The sequence below is a fragment of the Neobacillus sp. NRS-1170 genome, assembly GCF_050468025.1.
In genome coordinates, this window is sequence record NZ_JBITPF010000024.1 from 1 (window position 1) to 25,938 (window position 25,938).

22 protein-coding genes are annotated in these 25,938 nt (G+C 42.9%); 20 read left to right on the top strand and 2 right to left on the bottom strand.

From position 1 onward, the window contains the following. The first annotated feature begins 291 nt into the window (after positions 1-291). The 14 genes from ACIFOT_RS09760 (at position 292) to ACIFOT_RS09825 (ending at position 14,395) form a co-directional block, all read left to right on the top strand. Positions 292-1,092, top strand: a complete 801-nt coding sequence (locus ACIFOT_RS09760) for an alpha/beta fold hydrolase (protein ID WP_430064188.1) — start codon at positions 292-294, stop codon at positions 1,090-1,092. 77 nt (positions 1,093-1,169) lie between these two features. Then, a complete protein-coding gene (locus ACIFOT_RS09765; protein ID WP_430064190.1) occupies positions 1,170-1,961 on the top strand; it encodes an IclR family transcriptional regulator in 792 nt (263 codons plus the stop codon). Between the two features lie 296 nt (positions 1,962-2,257). Beyond that, on the top strand, positions 2,258-3,535 hold the full coding sequence (locus ACIFOT_RS09770; RefSeq protein ID WP_430064191.1) for an MFS transporter: 1,278 nt from the start codon (positions 2,258-2,260) through the stop codon (positions 3,533-3,535). 156 nt (positions 3,536-3,691) lie between these two features. Continuing rightward, positions 3,692-4,228, top strand: a complete 537-nt coding sequence (locus ACIFOT_RS09775; protein WP_430064193.1) for a cupin domain-containing protein — start codon at positions 3,692-3,694, stop codon at positions 4,226-4,228. A gap of 127 nt (positions 4,229-4,355) precedes the next feature. After that, complete coding sequence (locus tag ACIFOT_RS09780; RefSeq protein WP_430064195.1) at positions 4,356-5,270, top strand: VOC family protein; 915 nt, start codon at positions 4,356-4,358, stop codon at positions 5,268-5,270. A gap of 15 nt (positions 5,271-5,285) precedes the next feature. After that, positions 5,286-6,077 (top strand): SDR family oxidoreductase, encoded by a 792-nt coding sequence (locus ACIFOT_RS09785; RefSeq protein WP_430064197.1) that lies wholly within the window; start codon positions 5,286-5,288, stop codon positions 6,075-6,077. Between the two features lie 26 nt (positions 6,078-6,103). Beyond that, complete coding sequence (locus ACIFOT_RS09790) at positions 6,104-7,792, top strand: thiamine pyrophosphate-binding protein (protein ID WP_430064356.1); 1,689 nt, start codon at positions 6,104-6,106, stop codon at positions 7,790-7,792. 6 nt (positions 7,793-7,798) lie between these two features. Next, a complete protein-coding gene (locus ACIFOT_RS09795; RefSeq protein ID WP_430064199.1) occupies positions 7,799-9,250 on the top strand; it encodes an aldehyde dehydrogenase family protein in 1,452 nt (483 codons plus the stop codon). A 15-nt stretch (positions 9,251-9,265) separates the two neighbouring features. Continuing rightward, positions 9,266-10,051, top strand: coding sequence for an aspartate dehydrogenase (gene nadX / locus ACIFOT_RS09800; protein WP_430064200.1), 786 nt, complete (start codon positions 9,266-9,268; stop codon positions 10,049-10,051). A gap of 110 nt (positions 10,052-10,161) precedes the next feature. Further along, complete coding sequence (locus tag ACIFOT_RS09805) at positions 10,162-11,466, top strand: aromatic ring-hydroxylating dioxygenase subunit alpha (RefSeq protein WP_430064201.1); 1,305 nt, start codon at positions 10,162-10,164, stop codon at positions 11,464-11,466. A gap of 40 nt (positions 11,467-11,506) precedes the next feature. After that, positions 11,507-12,016, top strand: a complete 510-nt coding sequence (locus ACIFOT_RS09810; protein ID WP_430064203.1) for an aromatic-ring-hydroxylating dioxygenase subunit beta — start codon at positions 11,507-11,509, stop codon at positions 12,014-12,016. A 221-nt stretch (positions 12,017-12,237) separates the two neighbouring features. Then, on the top strand, positions 12,238-13,023 hold the full coding sequence (locus ACIFOT_RS09815) for an SDR family NAD(P)-dependent oxidoreductase (protein WP_430064205.1): 786 nt from the start codon (positions 12,238-12,240) through the stop codon (positions 13,021-13,023). Positions 13,024-13,119: 96 nt separating this feature from the next. Then, positions 13,120-14,076: a VOC family protein gene (locus ACIFOT_RS09820; protein ID WP_430064207.1), complete on the top strand. Its 957-nt coding sequence runs from the start codon at positions 13,120-13,122 to the stop codon at positions 14,074-14,076. A gap of 193 nt (positions 14,077-14,269) precedes the next feature. Next, entirely contained in the window at positions 14,270-14,395 is a 126-nt protein-coding gene (locus ACIFOT_RS09825) for a YjcZ family sporulation protein (RefSeq protein ID WP_430064209.1), read from the top strand. Between the two features lie 308 nt (positions 14,396-14,703). On the opposite strand, the gene ACIFOT_RS09830 is transcribed toward ACIFOT_RS09825, so the two are convergent. Beyond that, complete coding sequence (locus ACIFOT_RS09830; protein ID WP_430064211.1) at positions 14,704-18,453, bottom strand: S8 family serine peptidase; 3,750 nt, start codon at positions 18,451-18,453, stop codon at positions 14,704-14,706. 253 nt (positions 18,454-18,706) lie between these two features. Then, the gene (locus ACIFOT_RS09835; protein ID WP_430064212.1) at positions 18,707-20,008 is read right to left on the bottom strand and encodes a helix-turn-helix domain-containing protein; all 1,302 of its coding nucleotides are present in this window, start codon (positions 20,006-20,008) and stop codon (positions 18,707-18,709) included. A gap of 263 nt (positions 20,009-20,271) precedes the next feature. Here ACIFOT_RS09835 and ACIFOT_RS09840 point away from each other — a divergent pair, with 263 nt between their 5' ends. From ACIFOT_RS09840 to cysW, 6 genes are all read left to right on the top strand, one after another. Continuing rightward, positions 20,272-21,255 (top strand): glutathione S-transferase family protein, encoded by a 984-nt coding sequence (locus tag ACIFOT_RS09840; protein ID WP_430064214.1) that lies wholly within the window; start codon positions 20,272-20,274, stop codon positions 21,253-21,255. Positions 21,256-21,270: 15 nt separating this feature from the next. Continuing rightward, entirely contained in the window at positions 21,271-21,777 is a 507-nt protein-coding gene (locus ACIFOT_RS09845; RefSeq protein WP_430064216.1) for a GNAT family N-acetyltransferase, read from the top strand. A gap of 282 nt (positions 21,778-22,059) precedes the next feature. Continuing rightward, complete coding sequence (locus tag ACIFOT_RS09850) at positions 22,060-22,227, top strand: YezD family protein (RefSeq protein WP_289987812.1); 168 nt, start codon at positions 22,060-22,062, stop codon at positions 22,225-22,227. A gap of 171 nt (positions 22,228-22,398) precedes the next feature. Next, positions 22,399-23,472 (top strand): sulfate ABC transporter substrate-binding protein, encoded by a 1,074-nt coding sequence (locus ACIFOT_RS09855; protein ID WP_430064217.1) that lies wholly within the window; start codon positions 22,399-22,401, stop codon positions 23,470-23,472. A gap of 496 nt (positions 23,473-23,968) precedes the next feature. Next, entirely contained in the window at positions 23,969-24,790 is an 822-nt protein-coding gene (gene cysT, locus ACIFOT_RS09860) for a sulfate ABC transporter permease subunit CysT (RefSeq protein WP_430064218.1), read from the top strand. 281 nt (positions 24,791-25,071) lie between these two features. Beyond that, on the top strand, positions 25,072-25,938 hold the full coding sequence (gene cysW, locus ACIFOT_RS09865; protein WP_430064220.1) for a sulfate ABC transporter permease subunit CysW: 867 nt from the start codon (positions 25,072-25,074) through the stop codon (positions 25,936-25,938).

Below are 25,938 nucleotides of genomic sequence, written 5' to 3' on the forward strand. Positions count from 1 at the left end.
TGATTTTTACCACTGTTGATTGGAGCAGAAAGCGCGAGGACTCCTGCGGGAGTACGGGGCAGGGGAGACCCCGCAGGCGCCAAAGCGCCGAGGAGGCTTCCAGGCACGCCCGCGAACCGCTCGCGCCTGGAGCGCAAATCAACAGCTAAGTTTAACAAAGCCGTTTATTTTTGAGAACATTTTACGGAAAATCTGTTAACTTTCTAAAGATTCTGTTGACTTATCTTGTAATTGTTTTAATATGTAAAATATAAAACAATGTTTCACTTATAAAACACAAGGAGGGAGAATATGGCTTTTTTACAAGTAGGAGATTTACAAATTCATTATGAAATCGAAGGCGAGGGAGCCCCATTAATTATTTTACATGGAATGGGAAACAATTCTCAATCGTGGAAAAAACAATTAAAGGGCTTATCGAAGCAATATACGGTGATTGCGTGGGATGCCCCTGGTTATGGAAGGAGTTCTGATCCAAAAGAAGAATTAAGGGAATTTAGGCAATTTGCTGATGTTTTGAAAGGATTTATCGAAAATTTAAACTATGAATCTGTTACGCTGCTGGGACATTCTATGGGCTCGGCCGTTGCTCTTGATTTTTGTTACCGCTTTCCGGAAATGGTGGATGCATTAATTATTTCTGATGCGACAAGAGGGGCAGCTGCCTTGAGTGAAGAAGATAATGACCGGAAATTGAAAAATCGATTGAATAACATTGAATTAATGGAACCGAAAGAACTTGCAGCACTAAGAGTAAAGGAACTTCTTTCCCCAAACCCGGATCCTGAAATTAAGAAAGAAGCAGAAAGAATCTATTCGCAAATAAGGCCAATGGGATTCCGCTCTGTTGCGTATTCTCTATTTCATTTGAATCAAATGGATATTCTAGCTTCTATCTCTGCTCCAACTCTTGTTATTTGCGGTGAATTAGATCGAGTAACACCCATAAGTGAGTCCCAGATTTTTCACGAGTCCATAAAGGATTCAAAATTCGTTACCATACCTGGGACCGGTCATTTGTGTTATCAAGAAGATCCCATTCGTTTTAATTCAATCATCCTGAATTTCCTAAATTCAGTCGTGACCCACTAAAAGTTCCCAGAGGCTTTGCTTAATATCTGGTAAAATTGTAGAATAGTAATTAATAACAATGAGATGGTGAAACGCTTATGGCAAAAGAAGAAAAGGAACGTTATAATGCCAATGCTTTGGTGAGGGGATTGGAAATTTTAAAGTTATTTAGTGAGGAGCGCCCCACTTTATCCCTGGTTGAAATTGCGAAAGAACTGGATGTCAGCAGGACGGTCCCGTTCCGATTATTGTATACACTCCAAACACTAGGATATCTGTATCAGGATGAGCATACTAAACGCTATAGTCTAACTCCAAAGGTGCTGGAAATAGGATTTGCCTATTTAAGTACATTAAAGCTCCCTGAAATTGCTCAGCCCTATTTAGAAAAATTAAGGGACGAAACAGGGGCGTCTTGTCATTTATCGATCTTGGATGGTAATGAAGTTGTCTATGTTGGGAGCGCACCTGTGAGAGGTGTTTCGGCGGTGAATGTGAATATTGGGCTGAGACTGCCCGCGCATGCGATTGCTAATGGAAAAGTGCAGCTTGCCTTTCAGCCTCAAGACCGATTAAACCAAATAGTATTTGGCTCTAATTTACAACCATACACGGAAAGAACGCAAACTGATTTCTTGGAATTTCAACAGGAATTAGCGACAATTCGGAAAGATGGATATGCGATTACAAAGGGTGAATTTCACCATGGAATTCAATCGGTAGCTGCTCCTATATTTGAACGCACAGGTCAAGTCATGGCTGCGATCAATGTCGTGGCAACAGAGAAAACATTCAATAGTGAATTTATTGAAAAAATTGCGTTACCAAAAGTGCTTGAAGTCTCGGAACAACTATCAGGCTTTATGGGTTACCACGCCAAAATAAACTAAAAGGCTTGCGAAATTTCGCAGGCTTTTTTATTATTCAAATCTAATTTAATGTTTTGTATATAAAACGATTTTTAAATTGTAAAACAAATTTCACAATTAGTGTTGACACAATTTTCTCAAAATTTTAAAATGAACTTAGTAGGAAACTATGTTTTGTATATAAAACATAAAAATCACTACGAATAATAAAAAAGGAGGATTAATCGTCCGTTTAGGTCCGCTGGAATGCTGTATACTAATAATAAAATTTTTTGGAAGCGTGTTCATGAATATTCAAAACTAAAGGGGGCTATTTGATGCTAAAAGGTAACAAAAGGTGGATTTATATTGCTTTACCAATCTTCTTCTTTTGGTTTTTTGGACAAATTGATAAATTAGGTATTTCTATTATCCAGACGGATCAAGGCTTCTTAAATGATCTAGGAATAACAGGTGCAGATAAGAATGCCAAAATTGGAATGATTACTTTTGTCTTTACCATTTCTTATGCCTTATCCAATATTTTTTGGGGCTTTATTATCGATAAGCTTGGAGCAAGAAAGACAGGTATACTGGGTCTGATTGCTTGGGCGATTACTATGGTTATTGGAGGGTTATCTACCTCGTATGAGATGTTTATCGTGAGCCGTATCATCCTTGGTATCGGTGAAGGGATGATGATCCCGATTTGCGGAAAGTTTATCTCTAACTGGTTCCATCAGCGTGAACTCGGCAGAGCACAATCTTCCTGGCTGGCAGGAAACTATTTAGGACCTGCATGCGGAGCGATTATTTTGACACTTGTGATTGCCACCTTCCATTGGCAAGCTGCTTTTTTCATTTTAGCAGCGTTTAATGTTTTGATTGTACTTCCAATGTTTATTTTCCTTACTCGTGATACACCTGAAGAACATCCACGACTAGATAAAGAAGAATTAGCTTATATTCGCCAGTCAGATTCCAAAGGATCAACGAAAAAACAAAATTTTGTACAGGATTTCCGTTATTGGATTGTCTGGTTTGGTATGTTAGTGGCATCATTTTTATTTTTCGGTATTAGTATTTGGCTCCCTACTTATTTAGTCGGCGCGAAAGGGTTCACAAGAGAAGCAATGACAGGAATCACCTCTTTATCTTGGCTTTTTGCTTTAGGATTCGTCTTAATCTGTGGGTATTTATCGGATAAAACAAAGCGTCCAGGTTTACTTGCGACTATTCTGTTTCTTTTGACGACGTTATTTTTAACAGCGGCAATTCTTTCACCTCAACCTGTTATGGCAGGAGTATGTATGGGGTTAGCGATGGGAGCACAAGGCGGTGTATTCCATTTAAGTAATTTATTTATTGTTAAATTCTCTACTCCTGAAACAGCGGGACGTGCTGCTGGGTTGATGGGCTTTACCAACATTCTTGGCGGGTTTTCAAGCTATATCATGGGATGGATGGTTGATATTTCTGGAGGGGATTTCGGACCTTCGATCGTCATGTTGATTATCGCAGCTTCACTTGGATTTATTGCCTATCTGTTTACATTAAAGAAAGAAGCTTCAGAGCTCAAACTTGAAAATGTACCACCTAATCGTGTAACCGTTTAAGTATGTTCAAAACGTTGCGTATACAAAACATAGTTTTAAAAATATAATTTTCTCAATATTTTTAATTGACAATTATAATATTGGGATTTATTATTGGTTTATAAAGAAAACATTGTTTTATATATAAAACATATCAAACAAAAGGAGTGCTGGAAAATGTCTGAAGAAAAATTTTCAGTAGAAGCATTTGAGAAAAAATATGTGGCGAGACTAAATGATCGCAGCCTTGATTGGAACGTCTTAAAGTTTCAGGAAGAAATCGACCCAAAATATAAGAGAGCACAAATGCGCTATATCGGCCGCGGTGCAACCGCTAACAATGACAGCAATGTGATTGCTGCAGAACACTTTACGTTAAGCACCATGGTATTGCCTGCAGGCTGTGAAGGTCCGCTTCATTTACATGATGATGTAGAAGAAGTGTTCTTTATCTTAAAAGGAACTGTAACCGCTCTTATTCAGGAAGAGGGTAAAGAGGAAGTTCATGAAATCGTTTTAAACGAAAGAGACTGCATCAGCTCACCTCCTGGCGTTTACCGAGGAATCCGCAACGACAGCGATGAAGAAGCTCTCATGCTTGTTATGCTTGGAGCCGTGAAGCCGAACCTTCCTACCTATCCGAAGGGAAGCGCATTAGAAGAGCTTCGCATCCACCGTGCAAAAGAAAGAGAAGCAATTATTAACGGAAAATAAGATTAGGCAGGGTTCCATACTCAAACTCCCTGATTACCTAGGAATTTCTTCGTTGACAGGGATGGTCCACTTACCTTACAGGCGGGATCATCCCTGTTGACTTTCAAAAGACTTTGGAGGTGGCGAGATGTTAGGCATTACACATTTAAGGCACATCGGCTTAATTACCCCGGTGCTGAATGAGCAGGCTGATTTTTATGAAAAAATCTGGGGATTGGATAAAGTATCTCAGGATGATCACTCGGTTTACTTCCGTGGGGCAGGTCCTGAAAATCATATTTTAAGTCTCCAAGCCGGTGAAAAAAGCGGCTTGCACCATATCGCGTTTGGCATGGTTGATAAAAATGCAGTCGACCGGGCAGCGGAAATCCTGGCTTCAAAGGGTGTCAAAATTGTTTCCGAACCGGGCTACCTGGATGAAGAAGGAAAAGGCTACGGCCTGCGCTTTGTCGATCCGGAAAATCGATGCATCGAATTATCGGCCTATGTGGAAATGCATACGACGATTTGGAATAAGAAAAACGTCGACCCGGTTAAATTGAACCATGTAGTGATGAATACGAAAGATCTCGACATGATTGTCGATTTTTATACAAATGTCCTTGGGTTTAAGGTGACCGACTGGAGCGAGCATCAAATGGCGTTCCTGCGCTGCAACCGAAAGCACCACTCGATTGCTTTTAATCAGGACCAGCACGCTTCTGTTAACCATATCGCTTATGAAGTGGACACGGTCGATGAGGTGATGAGAGGAATCGCCAATGTAAGAAAAGCAGGCTATCAAGAAATTTGGGGTCCTGGGCGCCATGGCCCTGGCAATAATGTTTTCTGCTACTTCCAGGATCCAGCGAAGTTTGTCATGGAGTATACGTGTTATTTAGAAACAGTTGAAGATGAGGCCGAATGGGTAGCGCGTGTTTGGAAACGGGTGCCGCATCTGATGGATCAATGGGGAATTGCCGGACCTCCTAAACCGGAAACACGGGCAGCGATGGCTGGACAGCCGGATCCAGGATGGGTCAATGCAAAAGAATTGGTGTAACGGAGGGGTGCCACGATGGATTTAGGATTAAAGGATAAAGTAGCTGTCATAATGGGAGGAACCTCTGGAGTCGGATTAAAAACAGCGGAAATGTTCCTTCAGGAGGGGGCTAAAGTAGCGGTCTGCGGCAGAAACTCTGAGCGGAAGGAAAAAGCCTATGATCATCTCCTGCAATTTGGCTCCATAGATTCCATTTATGCGGCAACATGCGATGTAACGAGTAAAGAGGATGTCAACGAGTTTATCAACGGGACAGCAGCCCATTTTGGCGGGATTGATATCCTTGTGAATGCAGCAGGACAAAGTGTCATGGGATACTTCTTTGATGTAACAGATGAACAATGGGAGCAGCAAATCCAATTGAAATACTTTGCCATCATTTACGCGGTGAAGGCGGTTCATCCTTATTTGGTCGAGCGGGGCGGCGGCAGAATCATTAATATCAATGCTACCTTAGCCAAGGAGCCGGAAAGACATATGATTGCTACAGCAGCTACAAGAGCAGGTCTACTGAATTTAAGTAAGACCCTTTCCCAAGAGCTTGCTTCCGATAATATTTTAGTTAACTCTGTTAGCTTAGGTTTGATACGGACCGATCAATGGGAGCGGCGCCGATTGAAAAATGCACCTGAAATAAAAGCGGAAGATTATTATGCAGACCTCGCGAAAAAGAGAAATATTCCACTGGGCAGAGTAGGAGAAGCAGAGGAAGTAGCCAGTGTGATTTTATTTTTAGCCTCAGAGAAAGCAAGTTATGTATCAGGTTCCACGATTGAAACAGCTGGAGCGCTGGGGAAAGCGCTTTAATTTTCGGATAAAGGCAGGAATAGATGATGAGTGAACAAAAGCAAATGGAATTTACAACAGCAGATGCAGTAGTAAAGGAACTTGTTCGTGCCGGCGTGGAAGTGGCTTTCGGCATTGTCAGTATCCACAACATGCCAATCTATGATGCAATCCTTCGCGAAGGAAGCATCCATTTAGTCTGTTCCCGTGGTGAGAGCGGCGCGGCCAATATGGCGGACGGCTATGCTAGAGCGACAGGGAAATTAGGAGTAGTGATTACAAGTACGGGAACGGGTGCCGGGAATGCAGCAGGTTCCTTAATTGAGGCATGGGCAGCAGGGGTGCCGGTTCTTCATCTAACTGGTGAGGTGGCTTCATCTTATCTAGGAACTGGCAGGGGATATATCCATGAATGTAAGGACCAGTTGTCGATGATGGAAGGGTGCAGTAAAAAAGCGGTCCGTTTAAGAAGGCCTGAGCAGGCAGCGGCTGTGGTCAGGCAGGCGATTCAGGACGCATTTGCCTATCCGGCAGGACCTGTAACGCTTGAAATCCCCATTGATTTTCAATCTGCTATTATTCCTAATTATCCGATTGATGAAATCAGAACAATGGCTCCATCCAATGAAACCCTTCCATATTTGCCTGAAGAGGCATTAATGAAAATCTCCCAAGCCCGCCGTCCGGTTATTTGGGCAGGAGGAGGAGTGATTACATCCAGTGCATCAAAAGAAGTTCAAGAGCTGGCAGAAAAGATTGGAGCGGCTGTCATCACAAGCCAGTCTGGAAAAGGAAGTATTCCAGAAGACCATCCTCAGTGCATCGGTCACTTTGCCGCTTATGAATTAACGAAAGACCTGCTGAAAAAGGCCGACTTGTTGATCAGTATAGGTGTTCGATTTAGAGGGAATGAAACCTCCAATTGGAAAGTTACTGTTCCAAAAGAACACATCGCCATTGATGCCGACTGGCTGGCAATCAATCGAAACTACGAGGCAAGCTACGGGCTAGTAGGGGATGCCAAACAAATCTTACAAGGGTTAAATCAAGAATTATCTAATACATCTATTGTTCCGGATTCTGCTTATCTTGATGAAGTACAGTCCGTTCGGGAAGAATTGCGTACTCAGCTAAGAGCCACACTTGGGCCATATGAACAAATTCTTGATGGCATGCGAAAAGTACTGCCGCAAAACACGATTTTAGTCCGCGATGTCACCGTTCAAGCGAATGTGTGGGGCAGCCGACTATTTGAAATCTATGAACCTAGGACATCGATTCACGCATCTGGCGGCGGAATTGGTCAAGGGCTGCCAACTGCGATTGGTGCGCAAATGGGCTTCAAGGATCGCCCGGTTGTCCTGATGGCAGGTGATGGCGGGTTTATGGTCAATGTCGGTGAAATGGCAACCGCCGCTCAAGAAAAACTGCCATTAATTATTGTCCTGTTTGATGATGCAGGTTACGGGGTGCTTCGAAATATTCAAAGTGCCGCTTATGGACGTCAAGTAGCTGTTGATTTGATGAGCCCTGACTTTGTGCAGTTAAGTCAATCGATGGGATTTGATGCATCACGAATCGGATCGCCAGCAGAGTTTGTCACAGAGCTTGAGAAGGCCGTAGAAAACAAAAAGCCAACGATGATTGTCGTAGACATGGATGCGGTTGGACCAATGGCGAAACCATTTGGAGGTCCTCCGGGTGCAGCTGATGCTTTCAAGCCGAAGAAGTTATAAGGAGGAATGACAGTGATTTCAACATATCCAGCGGTTTCTGGTAAATATCTGATTGACGGAAAATGGATTCAAGCGGAAATAACAGCGAATGTCATCAATCCAGCCAATACGAGTGAAGTGGCCGGCGAGGTGGCTTTATGTTCAAAGGCGGAAGTGGACCAGGCAGTAGCCGCAGCAGCGAAAGCCTATGAAAGCTGGGCGCAAACTGAAATCGAGGACCGAGCAAACAGGATGCATCTCGCAGCCGAGGAGATTCGTGCGATCGTTGAAGAGAATGTCAGTTTGCTAGTCCGTGAGAATGGTAAAGTATTGGTGGAAGCGAAAAAGGATATTCTTCGATGTGTAGATATTATGAAGCAAGGGGCAGAGGAATTACTAGAATGGTGGAAGCCTGAAAGCCTGCCCGGTAATCAAAAGGTGCAAATTCGCAAGCGTCCGCGCGGGGTTGCCGCGATCATTTCGCCTTGGAACTCACCGATGATTCTGACCTTTAAGCGGGTCATCCCGGCTGTTCTGACTGGAAATACGGTCGTTGTGAAGCCTGCAACCAGTTGTCCATTAACGATCATGACGTTTTTAAAAGTCGTCGCTTCCTATTTTCCGGATGGGGTCATCAATGTTGTGTCAGGCGCAGGAGGTGTGATTGGGGATGCGCTTTGCTCGGATCCAAGGGTTCGCACGATTGCATTCGTGGGCAGCACGGAAACGGGGAAGGAAATTATGCGCGCCGCCAGCGGCACCGTAAAGAAACTGTACATGGAGCTTGGTGGGAACGATGCCGCAATTCTTCTTCCGGATGTAAATTTAGATGATGAAGCGATCAAGCGTCTGCGTTTTGGAGTTCTTCGTGCGGCAGGGCAGGTGTGTTCAGCAATCAAAAGGATTTATGTGCACGAATCTAGATATAAGGAAACAGTTGAAAAGCTTACGAAGGAATTCAGCCGTATCCGGGTTGGAAATGGAATTCAGCCAGATGTGGAAATGGGTCCTTTAAATAACAAATCCCAGTATGATTATGTTAACGGTCTGATTAAGCGGGCAGCTGAATCTGGAGCCAATGTCATTACGGGAGGAATTCAGCTCGATCCGGAATCATGGGAACAAGGATATTTCATCATGCCGACCATCATTACTGGTGTAGAGCAAACAAGTGAAATCGTTCGAGCAGAACAATTCGGTCCGGTCATTCCGATTTTGCCGTTTTCTGATATTGACGAAGTAGTGAAGCTTGCCAATGACAGCGAGTTCGGTTTAAGAGCGTCTGTTTGGACAGAGGATGAAGCGCTTGCGGTCAAATTGGCAGACCACTTGGAAGCCGGTGCGGTTTTCCATAATAACCATACCGTGTTCCAAGATCTTCATCTTGATTTTCCAGGTTTAAAAGAAAGCGGGCTTTCCCGTGAAACCAGACATTGCGGGCTGGAATATTTCGCAGATTCCTACGGGTTGGCTAACTAATAAGGAGGATACCAGATGAGAATAGGGTTAATTGGCGGAGGAAATATTGGGAAGTTCCTTCTTCAAAGCATCAATATCAATGGTCTTCTTCCAGGGAGTAAAATTGTCGGCCTTTATACTCGAAACGAACAAACGGCAGGGCAGCTTGCGGCACAGTTTGATACAGAAAGTTTTCAAAATCCGCAATCAATGATCCAGTCTGCTGAAATTGACGTTGTGATCGAAGCGGCGACAATACAAGTGGTGAAGGATTATGGCGCCGACATTCTTGCAAGCGGCAAGGATTTAGTGCTTAGCAGTGTTGGCGCGTTAGCCGATGTGGATTTTTACCGGCAGCTTGAAGAAATTTGCCAAAAAAACTGCACGAAAATATATTTGCCATCAGGGGCGATTGGCGGATTGGATATCCTGAAGGCGGCGAAATCCATCGGCGAGCTGGAATCGGTTTCGATTGTAACGAGGAAGCCGCCGGCGGCCCTGCCTGGTGCTCCTGCCGACTGCGAACAAGTGATGTTCGAGGGCTCAGCTCATGAAGCGATTGAATTGTTTCCGAAAAATATTAATGTATCAATCATTTTGTCGTTAGCGGGCCTGGGTCCGGATAAAACGGTAGTTAAAATTATATCCGATCCAGCTGTCCGGAAAAACAGCCACTCGATTGAGGCGGCTGGGTCGTTCGGAAAATTATCTCTGGTTGTCGAGAATGATCCTATGCCGAATAATCCGAGAACAAGCTACCTGGCTGCCCTCAGTGTTTTGGCTGTTTTGAAAAACAAAGATGCGGTGGTCAAGGTCGGATAAATGCTAGAATGAAGATGGGGATGTTCACTAATAATATGGAAGAAAACAGGGGGAACCCGAAATTATTCTCCTGTAAAAATCAGAAATTTAGAATTTAGGGGGAATAGGTGATGATGAAAACAAACATAAATCTTGAAGAAATGTCGCAGCAAGATGTGATTGAATACTTAAAAGACTCCGTCCAGCCGGAAATTGGCGCAATCCCTGCCTCTCTTTTAGGAGACCAGAAGATTTATGACCTCGAGCATAAAAAAGTATTTTTGAAGACATGGCTGTTTATCGGTCATGAATCAGAAATTCCCAACAAAAATGATTTCATTACCAGGGACGTAGCCGGCTACTCCGTGATTATTACCCGCGGGGCAGATGGTGTCATCAGTGGTCTTTACAATATGTGTACCCACCGCGGGATGAAGCTTTGCCGGGCGGATGCAGGGAATAAATCTTCGTTTACTTGCCCGTATCACGGCTTTAATTTTAAAAACAATGGCGATTGTATAGGTGTGCCGCTTCAAAAGGATATTTATGGCGAGGACTTCGATAAATCAAGAATGGGACTTATGAAAATCAGAATCGAATCCTATAAGGGCCTGTTGTTCGGGACATGGAATGATGCGGCTGAACCATTGGAACAGTTTTTAGGTGATTTTAAGTGGTATCTCGATATTTTAGTGGGCCGTGCGGAAATGGAAGTCATTGGGCCGCCGCAGCGATTCATAATTCAATCGAATTGGAAAATCGGCGCGGATAATTTTGTCGGCGATTCGTATCATACGATGGTTACTCATGGTTCGATCGTGAAATTAGGAATGGTTCCAAGTGCTACGTATTCCAAAAAGGGCTACCAAATCCATACAGAAAATGGACACGGCTTAAATCTAGGCACCCCTAATCCTGATTTTGCGTTTCCAGTGGAACTGATGGATGAATACAAGGCGAATTTAACAGAAGAACAGTTTGATGTATTGTCCAATTTGAAAAATATGATCGGCAATATTTTTCCGAATCTATCTTTCTTAATTTCTCATACGAAGGTAAAAGGCCAATTGATCTCCAATACGACGGTCCGCCTGTGGAGACCGGTCGGCGTCGATAAAATGGAGGTTATTACTTGGTTTTTAGTGGAGAAGAATGCATCGGATGATTGGAAGAGACGTTCCCGTGAGTCATATATTTTAACGTTCAGCCCGTCCGGAATTTTTGAACAGGATGATACTGAGGTATTCACGGATATTACAGCGGCATCCTCAGGAACGATGCCATTAGTGAAGCAGCTGACCTTTAATTATACGATGGGCTTACACCGCAATCCTGTAGAAGATTTCGTCGGTCCTGGCGTGGTGTTTGATGATAAGTTCACAGAGGCAAATCAACGAAACTTTTATCGTTACTGGCTCGATCTTATGACATCTTAAAGCGGGGGTGGGTCTGCATAAAAAGATTGGAGGGATCAAGATGAGTTTGGAAAAGATGCTGGCAACCTATGAATTTGAACAGTGGCTGTATACGGAAGCGAAGCTTCTCGATGATATTGATTTTGATGGCTGGTTCAGCCTGCTGCACCCTGATATTTCGTATCAAATGCCAGTCAGGGTCAACAAGGAAGGGATTGAACGTCCCGATTATTCTTTAGATATGTTTGCGTTTGATGATGATATTGAATTATTGAAAATTCGGGTGGATCGTTTGAAAACGGATTACGCCTGGGCGGAAATTCCCCCATCTCGTACCCGCAGGTCTGTCAATAATGTCCGCCTGCTGGAGTATGTGCCGAATGAAAAAGCGGTCGTCAACAGTTATTTGACGATTTACCGGAGCCGCAGCACCGATATTCACCACGACTTAATTTCAGGCGAGCGACACGATGAATTCACTTATGTGGACGGGGAATGGAAGCTGTCCAAGCGTGTTTTCATCGTTGACCAAACGACATTAAATACTAGAAATTTAGCTATTTTTGTTTAATCGTCAAAGCGATTTGTCGTTATTCTCGGATAAATGCCGATTACTCTCGGTTAGAAGACAATTACTCTCGGATAAAAGGAGTTAACTCTCGGATAAGTAGCTTTTACTCTCGAAAGCAAAACTTATTCTCGGATAGAAGACAATTACTCTCGGATAAGCTGCATTTACTCTCGATAACAAAACTCTAAAATTAGCAGCTTTAAATAGAAAGGAGCACCCTGATGTCTCAGCTTAACGGAAAATCAATTTATTTGACCGGAGGTGCCTCCGGTATTGGCAAGGCTGTCACGGAGACATTTGTGAAGGAAGGTGCCACAGTCACCATCCTTGATAAATCTGCCGCTGGATTGGATGAACTAAAACAGCTTTTCGGTGAAAAGGTTCAATGTATTGAAGGCGATGTCACAGTCTATGAGGATCATGTTCGGGCAGTCCAGACAGCGGTCCAATCTTACGGCAAATTGGATGTTTTTGTGGCTAATGCCGGAGTATTCGATGGATTTGCCAAGTTTGAAACGGTATCACCGGAAGCCATGTCTGCTGCTTACAATCTACTGTTTGATATCAATGTGAAGGGATATTTTAATGGAGCAAAAGCTTCAGTGGAAGAGCTGAAGAAGACGTCCGGGAATATGATTTTCACTGTTTCCGGCGCAGGGTTCTATCCGGATGGCGGCGGGGTTTGGTATACGGCAAGCAAGCATGCGCAAATTGGCTTGATGCGCCAATTGGCATTTGAACTGGCACCGGATATCCGTGTCAATGCAGTAGCGCCTGGAGGAACATTAACTGCCTTGCATGTTATCCCGCCTCTACAGCCTTTTGTCAAAATCGTCGATAACGAAACGAAAGAGAAAAGCATTAAAAAACGGAACCCTCTGCAAATTGCCATGAAATCGGAAGACCATGTTGGAGCTTATCTCCTTCTCGCCTCTGATCAGGCACGTGCGATTACAGGTGAAGTAATTTCGAGTGATGGAGGGCTGGCTGTTCGCGGTCTTGGGTAGGGGGGTGACTGTCACCGCCCTTATTTTGGCGGAGGAAAAGTTGTCTGTCGCAAGAGAATTTTGCAAAATTAGCTATAAAAATTGAGGTGAATCAAGATGACCGAATCATTGACGGAAAAAAAGCCGCTGGCCGGCAATAATGTCATTAATCAAGTTGCATTTGTTGTGCGTGATATTGAGCAGGCATCGGAGGCTTTTGCCAAACTTTTGGGCATTCCGAAACCGAATTGGTTTTTAACTGGCGACCGGGAAGTTTCTAAAGTGGTCTTTCGCGGGCAGCCAACGGATTCCCGCAGTAAGCTGGTGTTCATGAACACTTCGACTGTGCAGATTGAATTGATTGAACCGAACCAGGAGCCCGGCACCATGCGCGAGTATTTGGATACAGTCGGGGAAGGCATTCATCATATCGCCTTTGATGTCGATTCTATTAAAGATAGACTTCCAGTTTTTGAGGAAAACGGATATCCATTGCTTCAAAGTGGGGAATTTACTTCTAGCGATGGCAGATACGTTTATGTCGATACCTTAAAGAGTCATAAGACTTTAATGGAGCTGTTAGAAAGCGGGAGGGATACTGCTCCGACCACAGATGTCTTCACTCCATTATTAGGAACCAATAAAGTCGAGCAGCTTGCGATTGTTGTAAAAGATCTGGATGCAACTGCCGAAGCGTACTGCAGATTATTGGGAGTAGAAAAACCACCGGTTATTCATTCAGGTCCAAGCGAGCTTACTCAGGTTATTTTTGAAGGTCAGCCAACCGATGCAAAGTCGAAATATATGTTTATTAACACGCCTTTACTTCAACTGGAATTAATTGAGCCAGGTGATTCGACAAGCACGTGGAAAAAGCATCTCGAAACTCAAGGAGAAGGTGTCCACCATATTTCATTCGTCGTACATGATATGGATGAAAAAGTGAAATTGCTAGAGAATCTTGGCTATCCAGTTATCCAAAGGGGGAATTTTTGGAACGGCAAAGGCAGATACGCTTATATGGATACGATCGCTGCATACAAAGTAATCATCGAATTACTTGAAAGGTACTAATCGCGGGAGAAGATTCGAAATTTTATTCAAAAGAAGTCCCTAAAACGGGGCTTTTTTGTTTTGAAGAGAAGTAAACTTTTCCGTACAAAATGGGTGCTGTATTTTTTCCATGAAATTTCTAGGGAAAGAGCCCTTCCCCATCTTAGTTTCTTTACATAAATTGTAGGGAATAAGTCTAAAGGAGGTCTATAATATGTTCGGTTATGGTGGATTTGGTGGTTGTTGTGGCTATGGCGGTTTCGGTTACGGCGGCGGCTTTGCTTTAATCGTTGTATTGTTTATTTTGTTAATCATCGTAGGAGCAGTTATCTGTTTCTAAGAAAACAATATTTCATCAACAAAAAAAGCCTGTAATGGCTTTTTTTGTTGAAATTTTTTTATCAGGCTCAGCACTTGTCTATTCACTTTTCCTATCTTGTACATAGGATATTATTACACCAAAGCCAATCTATATAAAAATTTTTACCTCCTCAGAAACGTTTGCTTATCCAGCAGACGTTTCTTGTGTTTTATTTCGCAGAAAAGTGACAAGAAGCATCGATTTACGAAAAATACATTAAAAAAGTAAGCTCCCAATGGAAGCTTACTTTTTTTCAAGGATTCGAAATTCAATTTTTTAAATCTCCACTATTTTAATCCGTATGCCTTTATTATCTCTTGTTTAATACTATTTCCGGCATCATCCCAGGCACTGGCTCGAAGAGAGACAAAGCCTCCCGGTTTATTTGGATGTTGGATCGTGGCTGTCCAGCCCTTCCCTTCAGCAATTAATCCAACATTTTCCCAGGATTTTCCCTCGTCAAATGAAACCTCAAGGGATGCTCCATCGATTTTACCATTTCCTGGGGCGCCGGAAATTTGGATCGCCGACAAACCAATTTTGGTCGAATGACCGGCAATGGCGTCTCCGTTCATGTCGGTATCCACTTTGTAATCAAGCGAAAGCATCGGTAAATCTGATTTAAATTCCTCTTGCTGTTTAGACCAGAACGTCCACTCTGTATGTGTTCGAACGGATGTATGCCAGCGCTCCTCATCACGGGAGGCATCACTGACTATTCGATATTGGGTATTTTCAACAGGATAGTTTGCAAAAGAATAGATTGCTTGTCCTTTACCCTCCTTCACGAGGTTGGAGCCTTGATAAAGCTTTAGTGTTTGCTGACCAGGGTAAGTCATTTCTGCACCTGTGCTTCCTAAGCCAGAATCAGCCCATGCAGGAACATAGATAATCAGGCTGTTCCCTGAACGGTAAGGTACCCAGAAGCCATCACCAAAGCGAGGGCGGACTACTGGAGCAAACCATTCTTCCTCTAACTGCTGCCCTGGCGTGTATTTGGCTAAAGGCTGACGTACTTCCCATTGGCCGTCAAGCACACTAGCCTGATGATACCAGGATGTGCCCTCTTGGGCAGATACCCATTCTGTTCGGACAGCTGGCAGGGATAGACTCATAGGGAAGCCTACTCCAATTGGGCGGTATGCCGGGAGATCCCAGCGGAACTCAGCACCTGGAGCCGTGCGGTCTGATCTATACTGAGTATTAATTTTTACAAGATCTTTTGTTTTAGGTGAATAGGTTAAATCCTTTGGTATAGCATTATGATGGTTATCGACAAGATCATAAATGTATGCACTATCAGGATTACCGTCGGCTTTCAATTTTAATTTTCCAGAAAGGGCAGCCTTAATGAGACTTTTACCCTCTGTTCCACTAATAGCAGCTACTGCAATTGGACTATCTGAAAGTGAGAAATCTTCATTTTCAATTCCAACAAATTCGCTCAGTTCTTTCGGTCCATCATTTACAGTAATCAAGAGTTTAGCCCCGGCCTTATAGGCTGCCGCAGCCCTCTCTGAACCGGATACTTCATCACTGCGTTCCACGATAACGGCCTTGTCCTTCACATTCAATCCATTATAGTCTGATGCAGCACCCTTGCCCGCATAAACGGTATCCAAATTGTATTTCCCTTTTAGAAGCGTACTTCCCGCTTGAGGGATATCATCTAATTCTTGGCCGTTGAAGTTGATCATTAATACAGGCTCTGTAAGACGCCAGCGTGTGTTCATGGCGAAATCACCATTTTTTACTGGATTAGTTGGTTGTGCGTACATATGATCCTTCCAAACCGGCAGAACGTAAATGTCCTCGACGATATTTCCATCAATCGTACGGTGATATTCCATTTTTCTAAAACTCGCTTCGGTCTCTTTTGGGACATTAGCGGTTATTTCGTTCGCTTTACGGGCATCCAGTTCAACTGTTTGCGGTCCATTTAGGTTGATTTCAGGGTTACCGACAAGTGCGACACCAGAATGATCTGTATTCACGTCAACATCCATCATTGACATCACAGAATAAGTTCCAGGCGGCAGTCGTAATTCCTTCGTACCGTCAACGGCCATAAACTGTGGAACTCCATCCGGACCAAGGAGATTGATGTACGTTAGAGTAGGAGACCCGTCACGATCGATTGCTTTTAAAGTTAGCGGATATCTTTCCTCTTCTTTGATCATACCCAGTGCTGTATGGACCACTGTTTGACCATCAGCTGAGGCGGTAAGCTGTCCTTGATAACGGGCACCGAGAGCTCCAAGCTGTGGGTCAAGTTTTACGGAAACATCAGCAGTACCTTTTGCAGGGACAGTTATTTGGTTTGTTGAAATTTTTATCATCCCAGCAGGCGCATCTGCCACCCTGTTATCTGTAACCTTTACAGAAAGATCCAGTGTTATTGGCTGGTCGCTGTCGTTCGTGTACGTAACTTTTTTCTCAACCGGAGCATCTCCCTCATGCGGCCAGTCAAAAAAGCCAAAGTCGATGGATCCTGTCGCACGTACAGTTCCCAATGTTGCGGCCGCTATGTCAAGTCGGCCGGTTCCGCCCTCATATGGCTTAATGTTGTCCAGTTTCTTGGTTGTACTCATCAGCGCATCCTTCAGTTGCGCCCCTGTCCAATCAGGATGGCGCTGTGCGAGAATGGCTGCCGCTCCAGCAACATGAGGTGTTGCCATCGACGTGCCACTCATCTTGAGATAAGAGCCGCTGCCCAAAGTTGCAAATTGAGAGCGGGCCGCAGTAATATCTACACCAGGAGCAGTAAGATCCGGCTTTAACCCCATATCTCCGTAGCGAGGGCCTTTTGAGGAAAAGTAAGCCAAGTTATCTGACTTGTCAACAGCACCAACTGTAAGGGCTGAATCTGCAGCGCCTGGTGAACCAATGCTTTCAGTTCCCGTGTTGCCTGCAGCAATAACAAACAGTGCGCCTGTATCTTTACTTAGATTATTCACTGCTTCTGCCATCGGGTCTGTTCCGTCACTGGGCTCCGAGCTGCCTAAGCTCATGCTAACAATTTTGGCATTGTGGGCAGCCCATTCCATCCCATCAATAATCCAGGAATCCTGACCAAAACCTTCATTACTAAGCACCTTACCTACCAAAAGTCGTGATCCTGGAGCTACACCTTTATACTTTCCTGCTGACGCTGCTCCTGTTCCAAGTACAGTGGATGCTACATGTGTACCGTGAGCGTGATGGTCTTCTACGTCCTCACCAGGGACAAAGCTCTTTGAAGCATCCAATTGACCAGCAATATCGGGGTGTTCCGCATCGATTCCGGTGTCAAGCACGGCTACCTTTACACCCTTTCCGTCAAAGCCGGCATTCCAAGCCGTTGGTGCGCCAATTTGTGGAACACTTTCTGCAAGGGTGACTTCTACTTTGCCATCAAGCCAGACTTTTTCAATTCCGGGGGTTAACGCTGCTCGTGAAGCCTTGGCTGGTTGGGTTCCTTTAGTGATGTCTTGCCAGAACGTTTTCGTTTGCTTTTTATCAGTGGAAAGTGCCACACCATTAATGCTTTCTAGCACATGGGTTTGCTTGGCTCCTTTTGGTGTAGGTTTAGGCACAGCAGAACGAGTTTTAGACTCAGAATATTGAACGATGACAGGCAAAGTATTTTGAGAGGCATCATCATATCCATCAGCAATGAGCGTGGAGATATTGAATAAATCCTTATCCAAGAAGCCGGAGGCTAAATAAGACATTGCTTGGTCAGGTATGACATAGGTATCCTTGTTGATTGTCATAATTCGTGCCCCGCCCCCAGCATTATCAGCGGGTTCTACGCTAATGACACTTTGCCCATCGGCTAACTCTGTTACAGTGACAACATCCCCCGTAATAAGCGTGATAACATGCTTTCCTGTACTTGCTTTTGCGTTTATACCCTGTAGAACTTCTGATATGCCGTCTGCTGGTTTTACTAAATTTTTGCTAGAGTCATCAGCAAACGCTTGAAGGGTGGGTACGGTAAGTAGAGCGGTAGTCATCATCGCCGCAAAATACTTCTTGAATCTAGGCTTTTCCATTTTTCATTCTCCTATTCTGTAAAAAATTTATCTTGCAATCTCTCTATTAAAAAATTATAGAGTGAAATAAGTAGACTGTTAATTGGGACAATTCTAACTTTTAGGTGGTGGATGATGGAGGGTTTTTTTGAGAAGCAGGGGTCCTTTGTGCAAAATAACGAAGCCTTATCATCTTGTTTACTTGGGACAATTCTAATTAGCTGACAAAAAAGGACAATTGCTGCGGGCAATTATCCTTTGTCAATCTATTAAGTTAACGATCGTTTTCCTCGATTATATTCGCTTTCTTAAGTTCAACGGGCGACCCTATATTGAAAAGCCGATTCTTAAGATGCTGGTTGGCAATCCGAAGATAATGGTTGGCAGAACGGAAGTCCTGATTTTCCTCATAATAGGCCGCCATCATCTGAAGATATTTGCTTCCTCTATCGGCAGACATATGATTTTCGATGATGGATAATCCATGATTAATTAGATATTGAATGAGTGTTTTTTTCGGGCCGACTGCTTCTTGATAAAGGATTTTCAATTCTATAAAACGAGGTGACTTTTGATCCTGAAAGGAATCTAGTGCTTCTTTTAAGATACCCGCTGCCTTTTCATATTGTGAATCGGAGATCAGGGCCTCGGCCAGACTGGATATCGTTATGTAATAATTAAGAGTGTTTTTATCTCTTAGTTGAAGGGCCAGCAAATAATAGTTCACCGATTCTTCAATCTTTCCTTGTCTATAATGCAAAAAACCGAGATTATGCAGGGAAAGGGACCGCGTCTCTGTATCCTGAAGCATTTCTGCATCATTTAAAATATGAAGAAGCATTTCTTTGGCTTTATCAAATTCCCCAATATAAATAAAATTAACCGCAAGAATCATTTTCACATAGACAATTCGCAAAAAGTTATTTGTATTTTGAAACACACGTAATGCCTTATAGGCATAATGAATGGATAAAGAATAGTGGCATAAATGGCCTTCCAAGGCTGACCGAAAATAATAATACTCTGTAATTTTTGACTGATATTGCTCTGACTGTTCCTCCGCGCGGGACAGGAAGAGGAGAGCTTTCGGGAATTGTTCTTTTTTCCCATAATAGATTCCCTGAAGAAGGTCCCATACAAAAGTCTCAAAGGGAGAAAACTTCGAGATGTACCGATGAATGCCTAGTGAAGATTTTTCAAAAGCTTCAAGATCCTCCAAAAGGAGGTAATAGCGGAGCTTATATAGCTCATATAAATAAAGCATGTCCGTACAATAGATGTATTCCTTGTCCCTCTGCAATTCTTTATAGATTGCAGCAGCCTTTTCCTGGTGCATCCGTTCAATTGTCTCGTAAAATAAATCCAGCTCCTGCCTGATTAATTCGGTCTTTTTGTTTTCTTCCTCTATAGAAATCTGCAATCTTTCACATAACAGCTTCAGTGTTTTGGGATTGGCGTCTTTCGTATTATTTTCTATTTTGCTTAAGTGTGTAATCGAGCAAATGCCATGGCATAGCTGTTCCTGCGTCTTATTTTGCTTTCTGCGATGATAATAAATCACTTTTCCTATGGACATGCAATATACCTACTCTCCTAGAACGAAAATAAAGGACTTTTTTACATTTTAACTACTTTTAGATTAATAGTAATTAAGTAAATAGGATTAATTTTTCAACTTTCGTACCAAGAAGAAATCATTTATGGATATTTAACTGAATATTACATATAGTCAGCGATATTAATTGACTAATAAAACTAAAAAATACTAAAATGGATAAAATCGATTGAAAAACTTGTATTTTACTGAAATGATTAATCAAGTTTAAAGAGGGTATTTTTATGTCAAAAGGAATAAAAGAAATCAACTCGGATGGTTCATTTAATCGCCAGAAAAATAGATTTACAACACCGTTTGGTACAAAAGAAGGGGAGCTGCCTGTTGAGGCGGAAAGATATAGGCTTTTATGGTCGGCTGTCTGTCCTTGGGCGCATCGATCGGTAATCGTTCGCAGCATCCTTGGCCTGGAAGAAGCCATCAGTTTAGGAACCGCCAGCCCGATGCGTCCGAAACTCCCTCATGTGGACTGGGAATTTGCACTTGATGAAGGCGGAGTTGACCCGGTACTCGGAATCAGATACATGAGTGAAATTTATCAGAAAACAGCACCCGATTACTCTGGCCGCCCAACTGTTCCTGTGATGGTGGATGTAAAGGAACAAAAAGTAGTAAACAATGATTATTTTAAACTAACAAATTATCTGGAAACCGTGTGGGCCTCGTTACATAAAGAAAATGCTCCCATTTTGTATCCGGAACACTTGCGTGGGGAGATAGATGCTTTAAATGATATCATTTTCCATGATGTCAACAATGGTGTTTATAAATGTGGTTTTGCCCAGTCTCAAGAAGCCTATGAAGCAGCATATGATACCTTATTTGCCAGATTAGATGAATTGGAAGAGCGTCTCTCCACACGCCGCTTCTTATTTGGAGAATATATTACCGATTCAGATGTCCGGCTATATGCCACATTAGTCCGTTTCGATGCCGCCTATTACTCGGCTTTCAAGACAAACCGCAATCGGATTGTTGATTTTTCCAATCTATGGGGCTATTTGCGTGATCTCTATCAAACACCCGGCTTTGGGGATACGACTGATTTTCATGCTATTAAAGTGCATTATCATTTATCCAACCATATTGCTAGCGATGATCAAAAAAGCTTTCATATATTGCCGAAGGGTCCGGACTTGTCAGGTTTGCATTCGCAGCATAATCGTGAAGTGTTAAGTACTAAAACGGAAAAGTTTTTAATCCATTGAGAGGCGGGCATAAAAATGATCATACGTGATGCTAAAGATGAGGAAATACCGTATATTCGGGAGCAGCGAGTTATATCCTACGAAGAACATGCAAAAAAAATTCCCGATGGGCATTGGCAGGCATTGAAGCGAGGCATTTTATCAGAAAGTGATAATAACCCAGATGTCGAGCGGATTGTGGCAGTTGCAGATGGAGCCATACTGGGGAGTGTCGTTTTGTTTCCAGCCAAAACGGATGCCTATGACGGCTTTGTGGAAAAACTGGATTATCCCGAAATCCGTATGCTTGCGGTTACCCCACAAGCAAGAGGCAAAGGGATAGCTTCAGCTTTGATTCATGAATGCATTGGTCGGTCGAAGGCAAAGGGACATAAAGCAATCGGACTTCATACGGGAGAATTTATGGATGGCGCGATGAGATTGTATGAGCGCCTTGGCTTTGAGCGGGTGCCCCAATTGGACTTTGTGCCAGCAGATGATGGGATCGTGGTAAAGGCATTCCGGTTAGCTTTTAAAGAATAAGAGAATTTTCGAAAACACACTTGACAGGTCGGAAAAGTCAGAATAAAATGGTAATAATTTAAAAGTTTGAAAGATAATTTAATATTAAGCTGATTGGATAACCAAAGGCTTATACTCACTTGCTGGGTGTAGGCCTTTTTTTGTTCAGAAGGGAGAGTGGCTGATCATGATTTACCCGATTAGTAAGGGGAGTCCACATTGTTGTCAGTTAAAAGGGATTTTTATTTAGTTAAAACCAAGTAAACTTATATGAAATATGTAGTTTAAGAGGAGGATGATTAAATGGCAATTGTGGATCAAGCGAAAGCCAATTTTATTTTATCAACTTTAAAAAATATGGAGTATGGTTCTGTAATCATAACCGTCCATGACGGTAATATCACACAAATAGATAAAACAGAAAAAACGCGCTTTGCCTCTAAAAGTGCGGGTGTAAAGAACCAAAAGTGACTACACTATGTAAACCATATTTTTACAATCAAAGTTGCCGATCAGTCGTACTGAAGGCTGCTTATTTTTAGACAATGCTATGAGAGTTTTCTGCCTGGTAAAAGGCAATCTTTTTTTACGCATTGAGCTAAAGTAGGCAGCCTTTTTTATTAGAAAAAAGGGGGAATAACAATGTTATTAAGTCGAAAAATTGCTTACAAATTATCATTCTTTCTCATGCTTTTTGCTCTTGTTCTTGCAGGATGCAGCAGTAATGAGGCGGGCAGTCAGCCTGCCAAGAATACAGAGGCTGCCGCTAAAAAGAAAGAGCCGATTGAATTATTAAATGTTTCTTATGACCCAACTCGAGAGCTTTACGAAGAGGTTAATGCGGAATTCGCGAAGGATTGGGAGAAGAAAACCGGCCAAAAGGTTACGATTCAACAATCCCATGGCGGTTCAGGGAAACAGGGGCGCGCTGTCATTGACGGCCTTGAAGCCGATGTTGTCACGCTAGCCTTAGCTTATGATATCGATGAAATTGCTAACACAGCAGGCTTATTATCGAAGGATTGGCAAAAGAAACTGGACGATAATTCCACACCTTACACATCCACGATTGTTTTTCTTGTTAGAAAAGGAAATCCAAAAGGGATTAAGGATTGGGATGATTTAACGAAAAAAGGCGTTTCCGTCATCACACCGAACCCGAAGACTTCAGGTGGAGCGAGATGGAATTATTTAGCTGCTTGGGCTTATGCACAGGAAAAATTCGGCGGTAATGAAGCAAAAATCAAAAACTTCATGAGCCAATTATATAAAAATGTTGAAGTGCTGGATTCTGGCGCACGTGGAGCAACGACGACATTTGTTGAGCGCGGTATTGGTGACGTTTTAATAGCTTGGGAGAATGAGGCATTCTTGACGCTAAATGAGTTAGGCAAAGACAAGTTTGAGATAGTGGTTCCTTCTCTAAGCATACTCGCAGAACCGCCTGTTGCCGTAGTCGATAAAGTGGTAGATAAAAAGGGAACAAGAGAAGCTGCAGAGGCTTATTTGAAATTTTTATACACCGATAAGGGACAGGAGATTGTTGCCAAAAATTATTATCGTCCGCGCAATCAAGAAATTCTCGCTAAGTATGCTGATGTGTTTCCAAAAATCAATCTTGTAACGATTGATGACTATTTTGGAGGCTGGAAGAAAGCGCAGGAAACGCACTTTAATGATGGCGGGACGTTTGATCAAATTTATCAACCGAAATAATTTTTGGGGCCTAATGTAAGAGTTTATAGAAAGATGAGTCCGTTCATTTCCCCTAACAGGGAGAAATGAGCTAGTAGGGTAAATGAAGAGGCGTTTCATTTCCCCAAACAGGGAGAAAAGAGCTAGAAGGGGAAATGAAAATGTGGTTCATTTCCCCAAACAGGAAGAAAAGAGCTAGCAGGGTAAATGAAGAGGCGTTTCATTTCCCCAAACAGGAAGAAAAGAGCTAGCAGGGTAAATGAAGAGGCGTTTCATTGCCCCAAACAGGAAGAAAAGAGCTAGCAGGGTAAATGAAGAGGCGTTTCATTTCCCCAAACAGGAAGAAAAGAGCTAGCAGGGTAAATGAAGAGGCATTTCATTTCCCTAAACAGGAAAAAAAGTGCTAGCAGGGGAAATGAAAATGCATTTCATTTCCCCAAAATCGGAAAAAAGTGCTTAAAGGGTAAATGAAATAGTTCATTTACCCAAAAAGTTTATAGCGGAAGGGGTCAACCTCATGTTTCGTTCTTTAAAAAGGAATCATGTCCTTCCCGGATTTGGTCTTTCTCTGGGATTTACGATGTTTTACATTAGTTTTCTCGTCATTCTGCCAGTATCGATGATATTCATTAATTCTGCTGATGCTCCATGGTCAAAAATTTGGCAGACAATTTCGGAACCAAGGGTCGTGGCTTCCTATCAGCTCAGTATTGGTGCCTCCTTACTGGCAGCGGTCATCAATGTTGTATTCGGTGTGTTAATCGCCTGGGTGTTGGTTCGCTATCGCTTTCCAGGTGGACGAATCATTGATGGGCTGGTTGATTTGCCCTTCGCCTTGCCGACGGCGATCGCAGGGATAGCCTTAACGACGCTGTACACGGAAAATGGCTGGATTGGGCAATTTTTAGGATTTAAAGTGGCGTTCACACCACTAGGAATTACCATTGCCTTAACCTTTATCGGGTTACCCTTTGTTGTTCGCACAGTACAGCCTGTTTTGCAAAACTTGGACAAAGAAATCGAAGAGGCCTCTGCAAGTTTGGGAGCGAACAGATTGCAAACGTTTGTAAAAGTACTCTTTCCAGAGCTCCTTCCGGCGGCACTTACAGGTTTCGCATTAGCATTTGCCCGGGCCCTGGGCGAGTACGGTTCTGTAGTTTTTATCGCAGGGAATATGCCGATGCGTACGGAAATAACCCCGCTGTTAATCATGACGAAGCTGGAACAATATGATTACGCGGGAGCCACGGCCATTGCTGCCGTCATGCTTATTTTTTCTTTTATTTTATTATTTGTTATTAATTTATTACAGTGGTGGACAAATCGGAAGTTTATTTAGCGAAATTCGGTAAGAAAACAGATCATGAAAGAATTCTACGTGACCGAAAAGGGTTAGAAACAGGGAAAAGGGTAACGTAGAAAGGGTCTACGTGACCGAAAGAGAGTCAGAAACAGGGAAAAGGGTAACGTAGAAAGGGTCTACGTACCCGAAAAGAGTTTGAAACAGAGATAAGGGTAACGTAGAAAGACTCTACGTGACCCAAAAGGTTAGAAACAAAGAAATGGTAACGTATAACAAACAATAATCAAAAAAATTTTTAATAAGCAAGGAGGAAAACGATGGCCGGGCATGTTTCTTTACAATATTCAACAGCACCACAGCAAACCCCAATCCAAGAATCAGAACCTCGCTGGGTGCGCTGGTTCCTAATCACAATCGCTTTAGCATTTATATGTTTGTTTTTGTTATTACCGCTTTCAGCTATTTTTATAAAAGCATTCGAAAAAGGCATACCTGTTTTTCTAGCAGCGATAAGCGACATTGATGCCTTAGCGGCGATAAAGTTAACTGCAATCATAGCCTTAATTACCGTTCCTCTTAATGCCATCTTTGGTGTGGCGGCTGCATGGGCAGTGACCAAGTTTCATTTCAAAGGCAAAAGCCTTCTCATTACAATAATAGACCTGCCCTTTGCAATCTCCCCTGTCATCGCAGGTTTGGTATTTGTCTTATTATTCAGTGCCCACGGTCTGTTTGGACAGTGGCTGCTGGAACATAATATCAAAATCATTTTTGCTGTACCCGGAATTGTACTTGCGACTCTTTTGGTGACTCTGCCTTTTGTCGCCCGGGAGTTGATACCATTGATGCAGACGCAAGGAACCGCCAATGAAGAAGCTTCCATGACACTAGGTGCCAGCGGCTGGAAAACATTTTGGCTGGTGACCCTGCCGAATATCAAATGGGGACTTTTGTATGGCATTATTTTGTGTTCTGCTCGAGCGATTGGAGAGTTCGGCGCCGTTTCGGTTGTGTCTGGGCATATTCGCGGAGTGACCAATACGATGCCGCTTCATATTGAAATTTTATATAATGAATATCAATTTTCTGCCGCCTTTGCGGTCGCATCGTTAATGTCATTATTCGCTATCTTTACCTTGATCATAAAAAATGTAATTGAATGGAAAGCGAAGGGAGTTTCCTAA

Excerpts from the sequence above, each read along its gene's own strand:
- ACIFOT_RS09760 (WP_430064188.1), top strand. The coding sequence starts at position 292 with ATGGCTTTTTTACAAGTAGGAGATTTACAAATTCATTATGAAATCGAA.
- ACIFOT_RS09765 (WP_430064190.1), top strand. The coding sequence starts at position 1,170 with ATGGCAAAAGAAGAAAAGGAACGTTATAATGCCAATGCTTTGGTGAGG.
- ACIFOT_RS09770 (WP_430064191.1), top strand. The coding sequence starts at position 2,258 with ATGCTAAAAGGTAACAAAAGGTGGATTTATATTGCTTTACCAATCTTC.
- ACIFOT_RS09775 (WP_430064193.1), top strand. The coding sequence starts at position 3,692 with ATGTCTGAAGAAAAATTTTCAGTAGAAGCATTTGAGAAAAAATATGTG.
- ACIFOT_RS09780 (WP_430064195.1), top strand. The coding sequence starts at position 4,356 with ATGTTAGGCATTACACATTTAAGGCACATCGGCTTAATTACCCCGGTG.
- ACIFOT_RS09785 (WP_430064197.1), top strand. The coding sequence starts at position 5,286 with ATGGATTTAGGATTAAAGGATAAAGTAGCTGTCATAATGGGAGGAACC.
- ACIFOT_RS09790 (WP_430064356.1), top strand. The coding sequence starts at position 6,104 with ATGAGTGAACAAAAGCAAATGGAATTTACAACAGCAGATGCAGTAGTA.
- ACIFOT_RS09795 (WP_430064199.1), top strand. The coding sequence starts at position 7,799 with ATGACAGTGATTTCAACATATCCAGCGGTTTCTGGTAAATATCTGATT.
- nadX (WP_430064200.1), top strand. The coding sequence starts at position 9,266 with ATGAGAATAGGGTTAATTGGCGGAGGAAATATTGGGAAGTTCCTTCTT.
- ACIFOT_RS09805 (WP_430064201.1), top strand. The coding sequence starts at position 10,162 with ATGATGAAAACAAACATAAATCTTGAAGAAATGTCGCAGCAAGATGTG.
- ACIFOT_RS09810 (WP_430064203.1), top strand. The coding sequence starts at position 11,507 with ATGAGTTTGGAAAAGATGCTGGCAACCTATGAATTTGAACAGTGGCTG.
- ACIFOT_RS09815 (WP_430064205.1), top strand. The coding sequence starts at position 12,238 with ATGTCTCAGCTTAACGGAAAATCAATTTATTTGACCGGAGGTGCCTCC.
- ACIFOT_RS09820 (WP_430064207.1), top strand. The coding sequence starts at position 13,120 with ATGACCGAATCATTGACGGAAAAAAAGCCGCTGGCCGGCAATAATGTC.
- ACIFOT_RS09825 (WP_430064209.1), top strand. The coding sequence starts at position 14,270 with ATGTTCGGTTATGGTGGATTTGGTGGTTGTTGTGGCTATGGCGGTTTC.
- ACIFOT_RS09830 (WP_430064211.1), bottom strand. The coding sequence starts at position 18,453 with ATGGAAAAGCCTAGATTCAAGAAGTATTTTGCGGCGATGATGACTACC.
- ACIFOT_RS09835 (WP_430064212.1), bottom strand. The coding sequence starts at position 20,008 with ATGTCCATAGGAAAAGTGATTTATTATCATCGCAGAAAGCAAAATAAG.
- ACIFOT_RS09840 (WP_430064214.1), top strand. The coding sequence starts at position 20,272 with ATGTCAAAAGGAATAAAAGAAATCAACTCGGATGGTTCATTTAATCGC.
- ACIFOT_RS09845 (WP_430064216.1), top strand. The coding sequence starts at position 21,271 with ATGATCATACGTGATGCTAAAGATGAGGAAATACCGTATATTCGGGAG.
- ACIFOT_RS09850 (WP_289987812.1), top strand. The coding sequence starts at position 22,060 with ATGGCAATTGTGGATCAAGCGAAAGCCAATTTTATTTTATCAACTTTA.
- ACIFOT_RS09855 (WP_430064217.1), top strand. The coding sequence starts at position 22,399 with ATGTTATTAAGTCGAAAAATTGCTTACAAATTATCATTCTTTCTCATG.
- cysT (WP_430064218.1), top strand. The coding sequence starts at position 23,969 with ATGTTTCGTTCTTTAAAAAGGAATCATGTCCTTCCCGGATTTGGTCTT.
- cysW (WP_430064220.1), top strand. The coding sequence starts at position 25,072 with ATGGCCGGGCATGTTTCTTTACAATATTCAACAGCACCACAGCAAACC.